Origin of the sequence: Qipengyuania oceanensis (genome assembly GCF_009827535.1) — a bacterium.
Classification (GTDB): domain Bacteria; phylum Pseudomonadota; class Alphaproteobacteria; order Sphingomonadales; family Sphingomonadaceae; genus Qipengyuania_C; species Qipengyuania_C oceanensis.
The window spans coordinates 2,155,032-2,172,364 of record NZ_WTYN01000001.1 but is presented as its reverse complement, the minus strand read 5'-3'; the positions used below and the strand labels follow the sequence as shown (position 1 = coordinate 2,172,364).

Sequence of the window (17,333 nt, the reverse complement as noted above, 5' to 3'; positions counted from 1 at the left end):
TCTCTGTCAACTGTTAGCGGCCCGCTCTGCTGAACACCGATGAAGACAGAGCTCGCATTCTCATTCAATCGCGCGACCTTTGTCGTATCGAGACCGCTGGTAAGGTTTGGGTTTATGTTCTTGGCAGTCGCGCCATTGAGACGAAGCGTTGGTATCTCGCTGTCTTTGCTCGCAAAGCAGACGAGGGACACTCGGACAGCCGCACCATCAACTACCCAAGGTTCATTCTGCCAAGCGTCATAAATAGCAGCTACTTCGCTCAACCTCACTAGGACAGGAAGGTTCGCATTCTTAGCGATTGCCTTTGTCGCGACAAAACCGCAACGCTCCACCTCTCCATCCTCTATGAGAAGGCGTGCCTTCTCAAACCAGTAGCAGACTAGGTCTGAAAAGGCTGCCAAGCGCCCATCGTAAACACGCCGAATAACAGATGTTGATTCTTCTCCCAGAGTGCGCCGCATGCTCTTGCCGCCGAGAAATGGTGGGTTTCCCACGATGACGTTTGCGAGGGGCCAATTGGCCTCTTTCCACACGCTCTCGCTTTCATCGAATACAACAATCGCATCGCGGTTCTCGATATTGGAGAGCGGCTTCAGGATCGGGTTCTTCGCTGCCTCAAAGCCATTGCGACGCATCCACTGAATCTCGCCGATCCAGACCGAGACACGCGCCAGTTCTGCCGCATAGGGGTTCAGTTCAATCCCCAAAACGTTCTCTGGTCCACTCGACGGGAAGCGCGCAGCAAGCGTCGGTGACAGCGCCTCGGCCTCAAGGTTCGTGCGATGCTCGATATCCTTGAGCGCCAGCAGCGAGAGGTAGAGAAAATTTCCCGATCCGCAGGCCGGATCGAGCACGCGGAAATTGCGTAGACGCTCGTGCCACTCCGCTTGCAACCGTTTGGCTTCAGTCTCAGCCCGCGTTTTTGCACCGCCGGTGGCCTTCTCGGCCTTGGCGAGCGCTTCCTCGATCTTTGCCCTTACCGTCTCCCATTCCGCCATCAGGGGGCGGATGATGACCGGTTCCACAATCTGCATGATCTTGTCGCGGTCGGTATAATGCGCGCCAAGCTGGCTGCGCTTGTCAGGGTCGAGCCCACGCTCAAAGAGCGTTCCGAGGATTGAAGGATCGATCTCCGACCAGTCGAGCTCAGCCGCGACGATGAGATTGTCGATATCCTCGCGCTCCAGGGGAAAAGCGCTGTCATCATCGAAGAGCCCGCCGTTGAACCATTCGATAGGCGTGAAGTCCAGGTCGCCGCCCTTGTGCATGGCAGCGAAGAGTTTGCTTGCGTTCTGCTCGAAGCGCGCCGGTGCCTTGATGCTGGCTTTCAGCATCTTTGTGAACATGTGATCCGGAAGGAGCCGGACATCCTCAGCAAACATGCAGAAAACCAGCCGATTGACGAAGTGGGCGACGGTATGGGCCTCATGCCCGCGCGCGCGCAGACGTTGGGCAAGCTGGGAGAATTCCTCTGCCGCCTCTTCGGTGAGCATCTGCCGCGTCTTGGCAGGCTTCAAACGTTCGGGATCAAGGAAGCAATTGCGCAGAAGATCGCGCGTGGCGCCATCCAGAAGGTCATCCAGCGCGAATTCGTGGACCTCCTGCACCGTGTTTGTCCAGTTGGTGTGGATGCGGAACCGGTCCATGTCGCTGACGATCAGCAGCGGCGGATTGTCCAACGCGATGGCGTACTGCTGGAGCTGGGCGAAAGCGCGATCAAGGTCCTTCTTCTTGCCCTTATACTCCCAGGCGAAGCACTCCTTGCGCCAGACATCGGCCCAGCCCTCGCCGCCGCCGGTCTTCGATGCACCCTTCTCGAAAGTAAACCAGTCGCCTTTGGGGTCCGCGGTGATTGGGTCTTCAATGTCGAGCAGGCGGCAAATATCGTTGAAGTGCGACTGGGAGGCAGTCCGCTCTTTCAGGTCAACAGCGCACCATTTGGATATGAATTCAGCGGGGGTCATGGGTGGCGGTTACTCCGCAGCCTCCCGCTCTTCTTCCGCGTAGTAGTCTTCTTCCTCATGATCGGACGGAACCTCAGCCTCCCTCAAAGCCTCTTTGCCCATCGCGCTTTCGATGATTGCCAATAAGCGCCGCCTTCGATCATCCATAAAGCCCTCGAAGTCGTCTGCGTGGAGGTAGCTTTCCTCGATCTCGTGGCTTTCTAGGATTGATGTCAAACGATCAGGGGCAATGGCAGGATTGCTATCATTACCCTTGGTCAGTCGGCCCAAATAGGAAGACGGTACAACGCCGCCGAGCATTCGATTGGTGCCTGACGCAATCGGCGTCTTGTTGACGATGCTGTTGTAGATCTCTGGCCCAATCCCGACACTCTTGCACCAAGCCTGCGGGAATATGTGATGGATATCGACATTCTCGTCAAAGAACACGGCTTGGTCATAGGGCTGGCCTGACTTGAAGTCCTCCGCCCCGCATTTCATCAGCAATGCATGGACGCCCTTGTATGCTGCCGAAAGCCTTGAACGAAGGGTCCTTAAACGGCGCTCTTCAAAGCTAGCCCGCTGCACTGTCTGAGGTTCAGCGCCGCCAGTCACCCATGTTTTGAAGTCGCGGATATCAAGCGCGAAGCGGCTCTCAACTGCCGAGCCGTAGAGCTCTCCCAGCACGCCGCACCAATACCATTGCGCCAGCTTCTGACGCACCGCATCGTTTTCCCATGTATTCCCAAGCTCCGCCAGGATCGCAGCAAGCGGGACAAGCTGGGTCTGATAGGGAAGGTCGCGTGCCTTGAAGATCTTCAGCGAATGCAGAAACTTGGCAGCTGCGATGTAGCCCGCCTCAACCTTCGGCGCGAACTTCTGGTATGCTGACAAAGGAACTTGAAGCAGGCTGTTGCGCGTGGCGCTAATGGCAGGTGGCTCTTTGCCGTCTGCGATGGCTGCCTCTCTTACCTCTTTAGTATGGAGCAATGAGATCGCCTGGAGAAATTCAACGGGCTCAATTTTGTCTAGCACCGGTTGGGTCGAAACCAATCGCTTGCGGCGTTCTTTCCAGTCGTCGCGGAGATGGAATTCTTCTGCTGCATACATAGCGGTCACGAGCTCGAATGCATCAAGCGGCTTGCCTCCCGTATTCACCTTCTCGAAGACGAGACAGACCGCTGCCCTACTTGTGTCCTTGCCCAACTTGATCACCGGCACCTGATACTGGTCGAAGTTTCTAACCACGCCTTGCATGAAGGCATTGATCAGCTTCAGGTGGTCGCTCCGCTGGTCTAGCTCTTTGTAAATCCAGTCGATCGCATTTGTCTGCCAATCCTGAGCGCTAAACATCCGGTCGATTGGAAAATGCAGATGTTCGAACTCGTTCTCCTCGGTGGAGAGGTCGAGCTTGACATCCCGGCCAAAGTTTTTCCGAATGATCCGATCTTCGGGAACGGGCACGATGGCTTCACTACGCGGGACATCCGGGTCCAGCGCCGCGCGAATATCGAAGTAGAAGTGCAATTTGATTGGTCGTTTTTTGACCGTCTGTGTGGAGACGGGAACAGTTGTATAGGTCGACTGGTAAAGTGAGGTCATACGCTGCTGACCGTCGAGTAAGTAGGCCTCGATCTCTTTGGCCGGTGACGGCGCTCCTTCTACCGGACGTACCGCAAACGAAACCTCTCCCGATGCATCCAAAGTCATGAGCGCCCCCACAGGGAAGCCCTCAGAAATTGACGCCAAGAGATCTGTGATGCGATCCTGATCCCAGACCCAGCCCCTCTGAAAATCTGGCAGCTGGAGTTTGCCCTCATCGCATTCACGCATGAGATCGCTGAGCTTGTAAGGATTAGTCTGAAATGAGGTTGTCATGATTGCCCCTGCGATCTGATTTTGCGCTCGTTTGACTTGATAAAGAAGTATCTAGCAAGAATGCAATTGACCAAATCTGCCATCGATCTTGCCCATTGTGATGATCAACGGTTGGTTTGGTGCAATCAATTCTAACACTCAGGCTTCCAAAAGCTTTAGCGCAGCAATGCTGGCGCGGGCCGATAATGCTTCGGCAATTGGCGCGACAGCATCCTCAGGCGGATTGCCGGGCACCTCGATGCCCTTCTCAATCTCTTCCGTCACCGCTTCAGCAAGGTCACTTACTCGGCGTCGAATGTATGGGGCACCTAGCCCTGCCTCGTCCGCGAACCTCGCCACGCTTTCCCTGTCAAATTCTTCGAGGGTCGCCGCGCGGCCAAATCGCATTGCGAGCTTGGGGGAGAGCTCCTTCCACATGTGCGTGGCGACAAGGTCGTAAAGCGGGGCAAGCACCACCTCGCCGTTTTCCCGGCGCAGCAGACTGTAGTTCTTTGCGTGGGCATCGGCGTTGCCGATGATGAGATTGAAGATCGCGGCGTCGGCGAGCTTCAACACCTCGCGCGCTGGCCGCGTCGCGGCATTGCGCAACAGAGCGAAGCTATCGCGAAAAGTCGGCCCGCCCTCCGCCGCGTATTTGCGGTTTGAGGGGACGCTAAGTGCCTGAGCAAAGTCTTCCTGATGCAGGCGTTTCGTTTTTCCCTCGACTGACATCCTGTCATAGCGTTCGACCAGCAGCAACGGCTTGCCCGCCACCTCGCGCCACTCTGCAGTGGCAGCATCAATGCCCACGGCGCGCGCCAGTGCGAGGCAGAAGGCCTCATTCGCAGCCAATCCAGCAAAGCGATCCGGTTCAGGCTTGATCAGATGCGTGGATGGTTCTCCAGGGCGAGGGATCGCAATGCCACCGTCCGCAGTGAGCAGCACCGGCAGTTTGCTTTGTGCGCCTGCAAGGCTGAGCCTCGCTCCGCCCTCGCCTGCCAGCATGGGAACAGCTGGCAACCGATCGAGCAGTTTCGCTAGCTCGCCCTCTTGGAGTGGTTCTGGAGCGGTCTTGGAGTAATCTCGAAGCGGCTCTTCGTCTTTGGGCAGGAAGGCTAGAGCACCGGCAACATCTCCGCCCAAGGTCTCAAGCAGCCGAAACGGATTGTCGGGCGAAACTCCAAGTGCCCGACCGATAGCGGTACGCTGGGTTTCCTCGGGTAGGAGTCCGCCAAAGACTGCTTTGCAAGCATGGTCTTTAAATGGCTCTTGCTGCTTGGGCATCGCATGGGAAAGTGCCGGGGTTGTTTCGTCAGCCAGCCAATCAGGCGCATATGCGAAATGCATCGCGCCACCCTTGTCGATCGAGAGTTCGCCTGCCTGGCGTTCGTCCCACCACACCACCAGCGTATCCAGAATTGGCAGCGTCACTTCGACTCATCCTTTTCGGACGCGTCTGCTCGACCTGCAATCACGATCCCGTCAGGCAGCTTGATCTGCAGTTCACAACCGAGAGCGGCGAGAACATCGAGCACTTTGCCCATCTGGACGGTTACCTTCCCTCGCTCCAGTTCAACGAGGAAGCGCAAGCCGACGCCGCTTGCAGCAGCCAACTCGTCCTGTCGCAGACCCAGCTCCTTGCGTTCTTCGCGAATGATTTGGCCGATAGCGGCAACATCGAGCATGAGCACCTCCTTTCCCGTTCGGGAAATCTATGCAGATAGTCGATCAAATTCAAGATATTTTTCCCGAAAGGGACATTCGCCATTCAAAAGGCGACTTTGAAAGACGCGCTTTCCCGCACGGGACATATTATACGTTTCCAAAATTCGTGACACTGAGCCTAGAGTACTCAAAGTCAGTGGCTCAAATCGCGGTTTAGCGAGGTCGGGGAACAATTGTGGTAAATAGTCCTCGAAACGCCTCGTATTTCCGTTAAACCACAACTGGTTGCATCCGCCTACTTGCCACCTCCGTCTCCGCCATTCCGCCCGTATGAACATCGTAGTTCCGCGAGTGCGTTCATGCAGTCAGCATTCTTGGCGTGCCATTGCCCGCCGGCCCGATCGAGGATCGTGACCTCGATCTGTTCGCCAGGCGTGGATGGCCTGCGCTCTTCGGCAACAGCTTCGGAAGCGGCTCGACGGCCGCCGGATATCGGTCAGTTTGCGAGGACCGAGCGCTCGATCAGGTCGACGCTTCCTGCCCTCCGGCGAGCTCGGCGTTGCGCCGTTCGCGTTCCACCCGGGTTTTCTCGCGTTCCTGCTCCATCTTCAGGGTGCGCTGGGCCATACCGCGCCAAGCAATCTCCGAGCGCAGGGCGCGCTGTTTCGCATTCTCGAGCGAGGCTTCTTTCGCCTCCACTGCGGCCGCGTCTGCACGCGCGATCTGGAAGTTGTAGGTATCCGACATCATCGACACTCCTGCGAGATAAACACGGAAGGCTCCGGACCGCAGCTGTGCGATCCGGAGCGAGTTTCCGTCAGTCGGCGGACGAAAGGTTGACCGCGCTGGCCTTCCCGTTGTTGCCCGTCTCGACTTCGTAGTTGAGGCGCTGGTCCTTATCGAGCGTTGTCATGCCCGCTGCCTGTACGGCAGAGATATGGACGAAGCTGTCGGCAGAACCGTCGTCAGGCTGGATGAAACCATAGCCCTTGTCGCTGTTGAAGAATTTTACGGTACCGGTAGTCATAGTCGTTTCCTTTCAAGAAACGGTGTGTCCGGCGCGCGAAAGTGCGGGCCGGGGTCGTGCGTCATGTCGTCAATTGAAAGGAGGTCGTCGTATTGAAGGCTTGCCAAACGAAAGTATTCCGATTGTCTCACCAGGCGTCGATATCCGTCTAAATTCAACGTGAGCAGATTTGGTTGCAGGTCTCCCGGCGGCCTAGATGGTCGCCAGGGTGGCTAATTGCTTCTTCGGAGCCGGATTGGCGAACCGCGCATTGCTCCAGGCACATGCCGCGGCAGCGCCGAGGCCGTGCTGAAAGTCGCTGATCCGTCCGGCGATATCCAGTGCGTCAGTCAATCTGGCGGAGCGGACGTCATCGTTGGCGGCATCCCGGGCGCCCATAAGCGCTCGCTGGTGCTCGGCATATTGATGGTTCAGGTCCATGTCGGTTCTCCTGCTCTGGCGGTCTTGCTTGTGCATGGCCGCCGGTCGTGTCTGGCGATCAGTCGATCATCGTTGCGACGAGACGTCGCAGTTCGGCGATCGGCATGGGACCGGGACTTGCCAGCTCGCCGTGCGTATGCGCCGGATGGATTGCGCCATAGCGCAGCGAAAGTTTGGGGCGCGCGGCTTCGCGCAGGTTGATTGCATTCATGGTAATTCTGTCCGGCAGGGTCTTCCCGCCGCCTTCAAAAAACAGTCTCAACGCCTGTATCCGCGCTTGCGAGCACCGGCGGGCGATTGCCCGGGAGTTCGCTCGCGGAAGACGATCCGGCCTTTGCTTAGATCGTAGGGCGTCATTTCGACGTGTACGCGGTCTCCAACGACCGATCGGATGCGATAGCGACGCATCTTGCCTGCGGTATAGCAGATGATGCGATGCTCATTATCGAGTGTGACGCCGAAGCGTCCATCGGGCAGGATCTCGTCGATCGCGCCCTCAATCGTAATGAGCTCTTCTTTCGCCAATCAGACCATCCTGCGTACGAAAACTCATCCGCACGGACGAATTCCGCTGCGGAGCCAGGTAGGATGAAATGGAAGTGGAGCCGGCGACACGCTTACGCGCTTTGCGAGCAATCAAAATCCGTCGCAAACGACGTTAGGCAATTTCCATATAGCACCGTGCAAAAAAATTACAAGCGCTGGCGTTGATCGACATGGAAATTGCGGATGTGGCCTTGCTTCTCATGAATGGGGACGGTCGAAGCGAAACCAATTGCCCGCCCGATCGCTGACTCGCCTGACTCGGGCAACAAAGGGTGAGGACATGGCAGCACGCGCATACTGGCAGGGGCAGATCAGGCTGGCCCTCGTATCGATTCCGGTCGAAATCTACACCGCGACCAAGTCGGGCGCGAAGATCAGCTTCAACCAGATCCACGAGCCGAGCGGCAAACGGATCTCCTACGAGAAAGTGGTACCCGGTATTGGCCCGGTGGATCGCGACGAGATAATCCGCGGCTACGAGGTATCGAAGGGCAATTACGTGTTGCTCGAGGACGAGGAGATCGAGGCGGTCAAGATCGAGAGCAAGCGCACGCTCGAACTGGTCCAGTTCGTCGACACCTGCGAGATCGACCCCCTCTATTATGACAAGCCCTATTACGTCGCGCCGCAGGACGAGCTGGCGGAAGAAGCCTTCGTGGTGCTGCGCGAGGCCTTGCGCAAAGCGAAGAAGGTGGCGCTCGGCCAGCTGTCGATGCGCGGCAGCGAGAAGCTCGTTGCGATAAAGCCGTGCGGCAAGGGGCTGCTACTCGAAACGCTGCGCTATGCTGACGAGGTGCGCAAGGGACAGTCTTTCTTCGCCGACATCGAGGAGACCAAGCCGAAGAAGGAACTGCTCGATCTCGCCACGACGCTGATCGAGCAGAAGAGCGCGCCTTTCGATGCAAGCGAATTCGAGGATCGTTACGTCGAGGCGCTGCGAAAGCTGATCGACAAGAAGGCGAAATCGAAGAGCAAGAAAGCGATCATCGAAGATGTCGACGATCCCAACGATGCGAGCGGCTCGAACGTGATCGACCTCATGGCCGCGCTCAAGAAATCGGTCGACGGCGACAAGGCGCCCAAGGCCCCTGCGAAGCGCAAGAAGTCGGCCTGATCCATGGCTAGGGCGAAGGACCAGCTCGAAGAATACAATCGCAAGCGCGATTTCGCGAAAACGCCCGAGCCGTCGGGCAAGCCGCAGGCCAGCCAAAGCGGCAATCTCTTCATCGTCCAGAAGCACGATGCCACGCGGCTGCACTGGGACCTGCGGCTGGAGGTGGACGGCGTTCTCAAGAGCTGGGCGGTCACCAAGGGGCCCTCGCCCGATCCCGACATCAAGCGGCTGGCGGTGCGGACCGAGGATCATCCGATGTCATATGCCGAGTTCGAAGGCACGATCCCCAGGGGTGAATACGGTGGCGGCACGGTGATGCTGTGGGACCGCGGAACCTGGGCGCCGATCGAGGGCAAGTCGGCGAAGGATCTCGATAAGGGCCACCTCCACTTCACGCTCGACGGAGAGAGGATGCAGGGCGAGTGGCTGTTGATAAGGCTGAAGAAAAAGCCGGGAGAAAAACGGGAAAACTGGCTGCTCCGCAAGCTGCAGGACGATCATGCAGAGGAAGGCGATGCGCTCGTGGAGCGCGAGCTCACCAGCGTTCTTACCGGCCGGTCGATGGCGGAAATCGCGGCGGACAAGGCGGGCGAATACTCGCTCGCCGGAAAGAAGGACGATGACTTCCTCGCGCAGATGGAGAAGGCTTCCTCGCGCAATGCCAAGAAGGCCGCACCGCGCAAGCACACGTCGGCACCCATTCCGAAGTTCCGCAAACCGCAGCTGGCCACGCTGGTCGACGATATCCCGACCGGCAACGGCTGGATGCACGAGATCAAGTTCGACGGTTACCGCGCCATGATCGCGTGTAAGGGCGCGGACGTGCGCATCCATACTCGCAACGGTAACGACTGGACCGACAAGTTCGTGCCGCTCGTCGAGGCGATCGTCGCTCTCGATCTGCCCGCCTGCCTGATCGATGGAGAGATCGTCGCCACCGATGCCCAGGGCAATCCCGATTTCTCGACCTTGCAGAAGGTATTGAAGCGCGGACACGGCGCGCAGGGCCGGGACGACGCGCTCCAGTTCCATGCCTTCGACCTCGTCGAACTGGCAGGCGAGGACCTGAAAGCGCTGCCGAACATCGAGCGCAAGGAACGGCTCGAGGCGCTGCTGTCGACGGCTGGGCCACCGATATTCCTTGCCGACCATGTCATCGGCGCGGGCGAGAAGCTGTACGAAACCATGTGCGCCGCCGGGCAGGAAGGCATCATCTCGAAGAAGATGGACGCCCCCTATCGCCATGCGCGCAGCAAGGCTTGGGTGAAGGTCAAGTGCACCCGCCGGCAGGAATTCGTGATCGTCGGCTGGAAGAAATCCTCGGCGAAGGGCCGCCCTTTCGCCTCGCTGCTGATGGCCCAGCACGAAGGGGGCGAACTGGTCTACAAGGGGAACGTCGGCACGGGTTTCGCAAGCGACGATTTCGACGAGCTCGGTCCCAAACTCGCCCGGCTGGAGCGCAAGATGCCGCCGGTCGAGGTCGACAAGGCGGGCGCTCGGGGCGTGACCTGGGTCACACCGAAGCTGGTCGCCGAGGTCGCGTTTGCAGAGTTCACCGCAGACGGGAATATCCGCCACGGCAGCTATTTGGGCCTGCGCGCCGACAAGCCTGTCAGGGCGGTGAAGCCGGAGAAGGCGCGGTCGAAGCCCGCGAGCGACGAGCAAGTCGAGATCTCGAGCCGCGACCGCGTCGTCTTTCCCGACAGCGGCCAGACCAAGGGCGATCTTGCTGACTATTACGCGGCGGTAGCGGGCATCATGCTGCCGTTCGCGGGGCGTCGGCCGGTCAGCCTGGTGCGCTGCCCCCAGGGGCGCGCGAGGAAATGCTTCTTCCAGAAACACGACAGCGGCGCGTTCGGAGACGCGGTCCACCATATTCCGATCCGCGAAAAGGACGGCGGAACCGAGGACTATCTCTACGTCGAGGACGCGCGAGGCATCCTGCAGTGCGTCCAGATGGGCACGATCGAATTCCATGCGTGGGCTTCCCGCAGCGATGCGGTCGAGAAACCCGACCGGATGATCTTCGATCTCGATCCCGACGAGGGGCTCGATTTCGAGGACGTCAAAAGCGCCGCCCGCGACATCCGCGACCGGCTGGCGGACATCGGCCTGACGAGTTTCGCCATGCTTTCCGGTGGCAAGGGTGTGCACGTCATCGTGCCGCTTGCGCCCGGCCACGACTGGGAAACGCACAAGGATTTCGCCCGCCGCTTCGCCGAGGCTCTCTCGCTGGCGGAGCCGGAGCGCTTCACCGCGACCATGAGCAAGGCCAAGCGCAAGGGCAAGATCTTCATCGACTGGCTGCGCAACCAGCGCGGCAGCACTGCGGTCGTCCCGTATTCTGCGCGCGCACGCAGCGGAGCGCCCGTGGCGGCTCCGATCGCGTGGAACGAACTCAAGCAGATGGCGGATGCCAAGCCCTACAGCATCGACGATGCCAAGCGGCTGCTCGATCGCGCCGGTTCGAAGGCTCTAGCCGGATGGGGATTTGCCACACAGGCCTTGCCGGACGCGTAACCACTTTTTCCGGCACCTTTGTGCGCGCCGGTGTTTATGAGCGTGAAGGAGGCGCTCTTGGCCGACACGATCACAGTCAATCGAACCGAACACCCGATCCCGGAAGACCCGCGCACATCCCTGCTCGATTTCCTGCGATCCGGCCTGGGCCTGACCGGCACGAAAAAGGGCTGCGATCACGGGCAGTGCGGAGCGTGCACGGTCATCGTCAACGGAATCCGCATCAACAGCTGCCTTACGCTCGCTGCCATGCACGATGGCGACCATGTGACCACGATCGAGGGGCTGGGAACGCCGGACGATCCCTCCGCCCTGCAACAGGCCTTCCTCGAGCACGACGGCTTCCAGTGCGGCTACTGCACGCCCGGACAGATCTGTTCGGCGACGGCGATGCTGCAGGAAATCGCCAACGACTGGCCGAGCGACGCAAGCGCAGACCTGGAAGGCCGGATCGAGGCGACCGGCGAGGAAATACGCGAACGCATGAGCGGCAATCTGTGCCGCTGCGGAGCCTACGCCAATATCGTCGCGGCCATTCGCGACGTGGCGGAGAAGAGCGCATGAAGCCGTTTTCTTACAGCAAGGCCCGTACCGTCGAGGACGCCGGCAACATCACATCGGGCGATGCCGCGATGGCGATTGCAGGGGGGACAAACCTGCTCGACCTGATGAAGCTGCAGGTCGAGACGCCCGAACAGCTCGCGGACATCAACCGCATCGGCTTCGCCGCGATCGAGAATACCTGCGACGGAGGCCTCCTGCTCGGCGCGCTCGCCACCAATACCCAAACGGCGGTCCATCCGCGCGTCCGGTCGGACTATCCCGTCCTCGCACGAGCGATCCTTTCGGGCGCGACACAACAATTGCGGAACAAGGCCACCAACGGCGGCAATTTGTGCCAGCGCACACGTTGCTTCTATTTCACCAACATCGACCAGCCCTGCAACAAGCGCGAACCGGGCAGCGGCTGCGGAGCGATCGACGGCATCGCCAAATTGCACGCCGTGCTCGGCGCGAGCGACCAGTGCATCGCCACCTATCCCGGCGACATGGCAGTGGCGCTGAGTGCCCTCGATGCCAGGGTCGAGATCGCGACTCCTGCTGGCGCGCAGCGGACCGTTCCGGTGCGCGATTTCCATTGCCTGCCGGGTGACACGCCGTGGCGGGACAACGTCCTCGAGGACGGCGAGATCATAACCGCGATCACCCTGCACCCGCCCGTGGGTGGCACGCAGATCTATCGCAAGGTGCGCGAACGATCGTCCTATGCCTTCGCGCTGGTATCGGTAGCGGCCATCGTGGAGATGGAGGACGGCCTGTTCTCCCGCGCCGATCTTGCTTTCGGCGGGCTTGCGCACAAGCCCTGGCACGACCCGCGCATCGGCGAAGCCTTGATCGGCCAGCCCGCGTCATCCGAAACTTTCGACCGCGCCGCCGACATCCTCCTCGAAAATGCGCGAGGCTACGGCGAGAACGATTTCAAGATTCCACTGGCCCGGCGGACATTGCACGCGGTTCTGGAACAGGCAGCGGAGGACGCGGCATGACCGTCCATTTCAAACAGGACGCGCCGGACACATCCAACCGCCTCGACGCGATGAAGCAGGGTATACTGGGCAAGGCCATTCCCAGGGTCGAAGGCCTGGCGAAGGTCACGGGCACCGCGCCCTACGCGGCCGAATATCCGGTCGAGAATTGTGCCGAAGGCGTGCTCGTCACCTCCACCATTACCCGCGGCGAAGTCGTGGGCATGAACACCGAGGCCGTGCTCGCCATGCCCGGCGTGATCGCCGTGATCGACGATCCCGCGCTCACCACCCGGGCTGCGCAAGGCACTGCCGACGAGGCACCGAAGCAGGGTCCGAAAACCGTCTGCTACTGGGGCCAGCCCATCGCGCTGGTGGTGGCCGAAACCTTCGAACAGGCGCGCGATGCGGCAAAGCACCTCGCCGTGAGCTACCGTGAAGAAAACGGGGCGCCGCTCGACCCGCACGCTGTCGAACCCAAGGAACAGAAAGACGACACGGTCCATCAGGGCGATCTCGCCCATGCCATGGCCGAGGCTGCCCACACGGTCGACGTGACGTACACGACGAAGGGTCATGCATCGGCAGCAATGGAGCCGCATGCGTCCATCGCCAGCTGGGATGGCGACAAGCTGACTGTCCATGCATCTCTGCAGATGCTCAACTACAACATCAGCGAACTGGCCGATGCGCTGGACATGGAAGAAGAGGACATCCGCCTGATCTCGCGCTTCGTCGGCGGCGGCTTCGGCTCCAAGCTCGGCGTTAGCGAAGACGTCGTCGCTGCGGCAATCGCGGCGCGGCAAATCGGGCGGCCAGTCAAGGTCGTGCTTTCACGACAGCAGGTGTTCCAGTGCATCATGCGCCGCTCGGAAACGACGCAACGCCTGCGGCTCGCAGCAGACGCGGACGGGAAGCTGACCGGCTTCGGTCATTATGCGCTCGCGTCCAACCTTCCGGGCGAAACTTTCGTCGAGCCGGTCCTGCAATCGTCGCATTTCCTCTATCGCGGCGACAATCGCGAACTGCGCCTCGACCTCGCGCGGATCCATCGGATGACTGCTGGCTCCGTCCGTGCACCCGGCGAAGCCGTCGGAATGCCGGCGCTGGAAGGCGCCATGGACATTCTCGCGGAAAAGGCGGGCATCGACCCGGTGGAACTGCGCCTGAGAAACATTCCTGAGGAGGATCCGGAAAAGGGTCTGCCCTTCTCCTCTCACAAGCTGGCCGAATGCCTGAGGCAGGGTGCCGAGGCTTTCGGCTGGGACAGCGGACCGCGCGAGCCCAGGCAGAACCAGGACGGCGAATGGTGGGTGGGCACGGGCATGGCCAGTGCCGCCCGCGTGCACAACATCGCCGAAGCGCGCGCACGGGTGACGCTCAAGGCCGACGGGACGGCGCTGGTCGAAACCGACATGACCGATATCGGAACCGGCACCTACACCATTCTCGCGCAGCTCGCCGGGGAAATGCTCGGGCTCGAGCCGGAGAGTGTGCTGGTCGATCTTGGCGATACCCGCCATCCGCGCGGCCCGGGCTCGGGCGGCAGCTGGGGCGCGGCATCGATCGGTTCGGCAGTCTACGTCGCCTGCAAGGCCATTCGCGAGGAACTCGCCGACAGGATCGGTGTCGCGGAAGACGAGCTGGACCTTGAACAAGGCAAGGCTGGATCGGGCGAAACGCTCATCGAAGTCCTGGATGGTCGGGAGATCGCGTGCGAAGGGCATTATGAACCCGGCGATATCGAGGACGATTACACGGCATCAGGCTTCGGGGCGTTCTTCGCGCAGGTGCGCGTCAACCGCTTCACCGGCGAGACCCGGGTCGACCGGATGCTCGGCGCTTTCGGCTTTGGACGGGTTCTCAATCACAAGACCGCCCGATCGCAGTGCCTTGGCGGCATCACCTGGAGCATCGGGGTGGCACTGACGGAGGCCCTGGAATTCGATCCGCGCGACGGTCACCTGGTCAACTGCGACCTCGCTGAATACCACGTCCCGGTGCACCGGGACGTACCCGACCTCGACGTGGTGCTGGTGGAGGAACGCGATCCTGCGGCCAGCCCGATCCAGGCCAAGGGTATCGGCGAACTGGGCATGTGCGGCGGCGCAGCGGCGATTGCCAATGCGATCTACAACGCCTGCGGAGCCCGCATTTTCGATTACCCGATGACGCCGGACAAGGTTCTGGAAAAGATGCCCGATTAGCGCCCGGCGATTCGGCTCGTTCTGACCGCAGTACGATCCACGCGCTCGCGCATCGGTTCTCGCAGCGCTACGTCGAGAGGCACGGGGGCGCACTCCACAGGTGACGCGCTGCAAGTTGGCGCCGACGGAAAACGGCCGTCCGTTTAATCTGCGGGCGTTTCGAACTGGGACAGGCCGAACTACCCCCAAAGAAGCACTTTCCAAAGTGTTAACAATATCCTAATGATTCGTTGTCGCGGCGTTCTGCCGTGCAATCTGGGGGACGCAGGGGGCAATCCTAGTCTTCGGTTCTCGTCTCGATCCGCCCGGGTCGGGCTCATTTCCGCACGCTTGTGAAGCCGGTGGGGGTGACAGTTCGGGTTAGATGCTCAGAGGTCGCACTCAAGAGAGCACAGCTCGGTGATCAATTCCTGAGTTCAATCGAAAGGTACTAGAATGAAGAAGATGATTTTCGCGGCAGCGGCCGTTTCCATGCTTTCGGCTCCGGCGTTTGCAGCTGACAACGATTCGAAGGATTTCGACATCAACGCTCGCGTCACGCCGGAATGCAGCATGGAAAACCCCAGCAACATCAACCTGGGCAGTCTTTCGATCAACCGCGCTCCGGGCGAAAAAGCCCTACTGCTCACCAACCCGGCACCGTCGGAAGCGCAGACGATGTTCATCAGCTGCAACACCAAGGCCCAGTTCTCGGTCAACACGCTGTATCGCGGCCTGAAGACCGATGCGCCGGTGACCGATACGGCCCAGTTCACCAACCTCATCCGCTACGGCATCAAGCTGACGCCGGATCGCGTGACGAACTTCGCCGGCCTTGGCTCGTACAAGCCCCGTGTTCAGACTCCGGGTCCAATCGCTTCGGAGGCCCAGCCGACCGGCGAGTTCCACGCGAACTACTCGCTGCAGGTGATGTTTGACGATCCCGATGCGTTCAAGAAGCGCCCGGTTGCCGGTTCGTACACCGATACCGTAACCTTCAGCGTTGCCGCTATCTAATCTGCGGCGTCACTGACGACAAACAGGAGGGGAGGCTTCGGCCTCCCCTTTTTTGTGCACTGGGCGGAATGTCCTGCTCCGATTCTGTAACCGATGACCGACTTCCATTTCGTGGCTATGCGCGCCTGCCGTTTGACTGATTCTTAAGGAAACTCTGTTTTACCGATCTCCACCAAGGAGACGGTGCTGTGCGTTTCGCAACCTACCTTTCATGTCTGGCAACTGCCGCGGCACTCTGCCTGCCTGGGTCTGCCATGGCCGCAGATGATGCCACGGCATCGGCCGGCATCTCGGCGACTGTTCCGGTTGTATGTGACATATCAGCAGACACCTTCGTGCTTTCCGCCAGCGGATCGACATCCGGATCGGTGCGCGAGTTCTGCAATTCCGACACGGGCTTTCACGTCTCCGCAGCCTATCGGACGCTCGACCAACGCGAAAGCGTCAGCGTGCGTTACGGAGAGCAGATGGTCGAACTCGACCGGAGTGGTACTGCACTGATCGCCTTCCGCTTCGGTCAGCGGTTGGCGCAGGTCCCCGTCACGATCCAGGCACGCGAGCTTGCAACGCCGATCGCGGTGGCCTTTTCCCTTACCGCTGTCTGACAGTCGCCTTAGTTCGCGGTAACGGTAACTTCCACCCGATCCGAATAATCCCCGGCGTAGGCGCTGAAAGGCGCCACGCGGACGCGCAAGGGATGAAAATCGCCCAAAGCCGTCGTCGCGCGCGGCACCTGTGTGGCCAGCCCGCCCGTTGTGCTCACCGGCGTCTGATTCAGCAGGATTTCGTAGGGAATGCGCCCGCGGTTCTGCGTCTGAACGAGTTCGCCGCAATTCTGGGAGAGGAAGCGAACCGAGTACGGTGAATTGCTCCACACCCTGATACCGAAAAGATCGGATATGGTAGTCTGCTTCGGATCGAGAACACCCAGGTCCACCTGTGCGATAGCATCCGTGCCGGTCGCGCCGACCACCCGAACTTCCGCCGCGGGAGGGACGTCGATCACGATCGTCAGATTGAGCGTGTCGGTAATGACGCCTTTTGCATCGACCAGCTGGACAACCAGTTCATCGGTCCTGCTCCCGGACTTCACCCCCCACCCGCTCGGGACGCCGAGGCGGAAGGGCAGGTTGGCGCCATTGGTTCCTCCCGGCACATTGGAGATGCGATAATCGCTTCCTGCGGACGGCGGGGAACTTTCATTGGGAAGGATCTGGATCTGCTGGCCCGACAATTGCAGCTGGTAACCGACAGCTTCGGGATTGGGCGAGCGCAGTGAGCGCGCAACCCGCAAGATGGCCGTACAGCCCCCCCCAGGTCCGGCAGCGTTGCGCACCCGAATATCGAAATTCTCGATTGCAAACGAATTCGAACCTGCATCGAAATCGTCGACAAACACGGTCTGCGAGGATTGCAGAAACTTCGGCTCGCACTTGCTCTGGGCATGGAGCCCGGCTGGCATCGCCGCGATGGCCCCTGCGCAAAGAATCAGAAATGGGTTCTTCATCGTGA

Annotated in this window: 17 protein-coding genes; 7 read left to right on the top strand and 10 right to left on the bottom strand. The window is 60.2% G+C overall.

What is annotated here, in order from left to right:
• From GRI48_RS10570 to infA, 9 genes are all read right to left on the bottom strand, one after another.
• A partial coding sequence (locus GRI48_RS10570) for a class I SAM-dependent DNA methyltransferase (protein WP_160675147.1) occupies positions 1-1,964 on the bottom strand: 1,964 nt, incomplete at its 3' end.
• Positions 1,965-1,973: 9 nt separating this feature from the next.
• Positions 1,974-3,821 (bottom strand): GmrSD restriction endonuclease domain-containing protein, encoded by a 1,848-nt coding sequence (locus GRI48_RS10565; protein ID WP_160675145.1) that lies wholly within the window; start codon positions 3,819-3,821, stop codon positions 1,974-1,976.
• Between the two features lie 138 nt (positions 3,822-3,959).
• A complete protein-coding gene (locus tag GRI48_RS10560) occupies positions 3,960-5,231 on the bottom strand; it encodes a HipA domain-containing protein (RefSeq protein ID WP_160675142.1) in 1,272 nt (423 codons plus the stop codon).
• On the bottom strand, positions 5,228-5,485 hold the full coding sequence (locus GRI48_RS10555) for a type II toxin-antitoxin system Y4mF family antitoxin (RefSeq protein WP_160675139.1): 258 nt from the start codon (positions 5,483-5,485) through the stop codon (positions 5,228-5,230). The genes GRI48_RS10560 and GRI48_RS10555 overlap by 4 nt, the downstream gene beginning before the upstream one ends.
• Before the next feature lie 502 nt (positions 5,486-5,987).
• Entirely contained in the window at positions 5,988-6,215 is a 228-nt protein-coding gene (locus GRI48_RS10550; protein WP_237451814.1) for a hypothetical protein, read from the bottom strand.
• A 67-nt stretch (positions 6,216-6,282) separates the two neighbouring features.
• Entirely contained in the window at positions 6,283-6,492 is a 210-nt protein-coding gene (locus GRI48_RS10545; RefSeq protein WP_160675136.1) for a cold-shock protein, read from the bottom strand.
• A gap of 192 nt (positions 6,493-6,684) precedes the next feature.
• Complete coding sequence (locus tag GRI48_RS10540) at positions 6,685-6,912, bottom strand: hypothetical protein (RefSeq protein WP_160675133.1); 228 nt, start codon at positions 6,910-6,912, stop codon at positions 6,685-6,687.
• Between the two features lie 58 nt (positions 6,913-6,970).
• Positions 6,971-7,123 (bottom strand): hypothetical protein, encoded by a 153-nt coding sequence (locus tag GRI48_RS10535; protein WP_160675130.1) that lies wholly within the window; start codon positions 7,121-7,123, stop codon positions 6,971-6,973.
• 47 nt (positions 7,124-7,170) lie between these two features.
• On the bottom strand, positions 7,171-7,437 hold the full coding sequence (gene infA, locus GRI48_RS10530; RefSeq protein ID WP_160675127.1) for a translation initiation factor IF-1: 267 nt from the start codon (positions 7,435-7,437) through the stop codon (positions 7,171-7,173).
• 301 nt (positions 7,438-7,738) lie between these two features.
• Between infA and ku the strand changes: the two genes are divergently transcribed.
• The 7 genes from ku to GRI48_RS10495 all read left to right on the top strand — a co-directional run bounded on the left by ku (position 7,739) and on the right by GRI48_RS10495 (position 16,426).
• Positions 7,739-8,572, top strand: a complete 834-nt coding sequence (gene ku, locus GRI48_RS10525; protein ID WP_160675124.1) for a non-homologous end joining protein Ku — start codon at positions 7,739-7,741, stop codon at positions 8,570-8,572.
• A gap of 3 nt (positions 8,573-8,575) precedes the next feature.
• On the top strand, positions 8,576-11,092 hold the full coding sequence (gene ligD, locus GRI48_RS10520) for a DNA ligase D (RefSeq protein ID WP_160675121.1): 2,517 nt from the start codon (positions 8,576-8,578) through the stop codon (positions 11,090-11,092).
• A 36-nt stretch (positions 11,093-11,128) separates the two neighbouring features.
• Complete coding sequence (locus GRI48_RS10515; RefSeq protein WP_160675118.1) at positions 11,129-11,656, top strand: 2Fe-2S iron-sulfur cluster-binding protein; 528 nt, start codon at positions 11,129-11,131, stop codon at positions 11,654-11,656.
• Positions 11,653-12,639, top strand: coding sequence for an FAD binding domain-containing protein (locus GRI48_RS10510; RefSeq protein WP_160675115.1), 987 nt, complete (start codon positions 11,653-11,655; stop codon positions 12,637-12,639). Before GRI48_RS10515 ends, GRI48_RS10510 begins: the two co-directional genes overlap by 4 nt.
• The gene (locus GRI48_RS10505; protein ID WP_160675112.1) at positions 12,636-14,825 is read left to right on the top strand and encodes a xanthine dehydrogenase family protein molybdopterin-binding subunit; all 2,190 of its coding nucleotides are present in this window, start codon (positions 12,636-12,638) and stop codon (positions 14,823-14,825) included. Before GRI48_RS10510 ends, GRI48_RS10505 begins: the two co-directional genes overlap by 4 nt.
• A gap of 435 nt (positions 14,826-15,260) precedes the next feature.
• On the top strand, positions 15,261-15,821 hold the full coding sequence (locus GRI48_RS10500; RefSeq protein WP_160675109.1) for a hypothetical protein: 561 nt from the start codon (positions 15,261-15,263) through the stop codon (positions 15,819-15,821).
• Positions 15,822-16,075: 254 nt separating this feature from the next.
• Complete coding sequence (locus GRI48_RS10495) at positions 16,076-16,426, top strand: hypothetical protein (RefSeq protein ID WP_160675106.1); 351 nt, start codon at positions 16,076-16,078, stop codon at positions 16,424-16,426.
• An 8-nt stretch (positions 16,427-16,434) separates the two neighbouring features.
• Here GRI48_RS10495 and GRI48_RS10490 read toward each other — a convergent pair whose 3' ends face one another.
• Positions 16,435-17,328 carry a hypothetical protein gene (locus tag GRI48_RS10490; protein WP_160675103.1) on the bottom strand — a complete coding sequence of 298 codons (894 nt, stop codon included), beginning with the start codon at positions 17,326-17,328 and terminating at the stop codon, positions 16,435-16,437.
• Positions 17,329-17,333: the final 5 nt, after the last annotated feature.

Excerpts from the sequence above, each read along its gene's own strand:
- GRI48_RS10565 (WP_160675145.1), bottom strand. The coding sequence starts at position 3,821 with ATGACAACCTCATTTCAGACTAATCCTTACAAGCTCAGCGATCTCATG.
- GRI48_RS10555 (WP_160675139.1), bottom strand. The coding sequence starts at position 5,485 with ATGCTCGATGTTGCCGCTATCGGCCAAATCATTCGCGAAGAACGCAAG.
- GRI48_RS10550 (WP_237451814.1), bottom strand. The coding sequence starts at position 6,215 with ATGATGTCGGATACCTACAACTTCCAGATCGCGCGTGCAGACGCGGCC.
- GRI48_RS10545 (WP_160675136.1), bottom strand. The coding sequence starts at position 6,492 with ATGACTACCGGTACCGTAAAATTCTTCAACAGCGACAAGGGCTATGGT.
- GRI48_RS10540 (WP_160675133.1), bottom strand. The coding sequence starts at position 6,912 with ATGGACCTGAACCATCAATATGCCGAGCACCAGCGAGCGCTTATGGGC.
- GRI48_RS10535 (WP_160675130.1), bottom strand. The coding sequence starts at position 7,123 with ATGAATGCAATCAACCTGCGCGAAGCCGCGCGCCCCAAACTTTCGCTG.
- ku (WP_160675124.1), top strand. The coding sequence starts at position 7,739 with ATGGCAGCACGCGCATACTGGCAGGGGCAGATCAGGCTGGCCCTCGTA.
- ligD (WP_160675121.1), top strand. The coding sequence starts at position 8,576 with ATGGCTAGGGCGAAGGACCAGCTCGAAGAATACAATCGCAAGCGCGAT.
- GRI48_RS10515 (WP_160675118.1), top strand. The coding sequence starts at position 11,129 with ATGAGCGTGAAGGAGGCGCTCTTGGCCGACACGATCACAGTCAATCGA.
- GRI48_RS10510 (WP_160675115.1), top strand. The coding sequence starts at position 11,653 with ATGAAGCCGTTTTCTTACAGCAAGGCCCGTACCGTCGAGGACGCCGGC.
- GRI48_RS10505 (WP_160675112.1), top strand. The coding sequence starts at position 12,636 with ATGACCGTCCATTTCAAACAGGACGCGCCGGACACATCCAACCGCCTC.
- GRI48_RS10500 (WP_160675109.1), top strand. The coding sequence starts at position 15,261 with ATGAAGAAGATGATTTTCGCGGCAGCGGCCGTTTCCATGCTTTCGGCT.
- GRI48_RS10495 (WP_160675106.1), top strand. The coding sequence starts at position 16,076 with ATGGCCGCAGATGATGCCACGGCATCGGCCGGCATCTCGGCGACTGTT.
- GRI48_RS10490 (WP_160675103.1), bottom strand. The coding sequence starts at position 17,328 with ATGAAGAACCCATTTCTGATTCTTTGCGCAGGGGCCATCGCGGCGATG.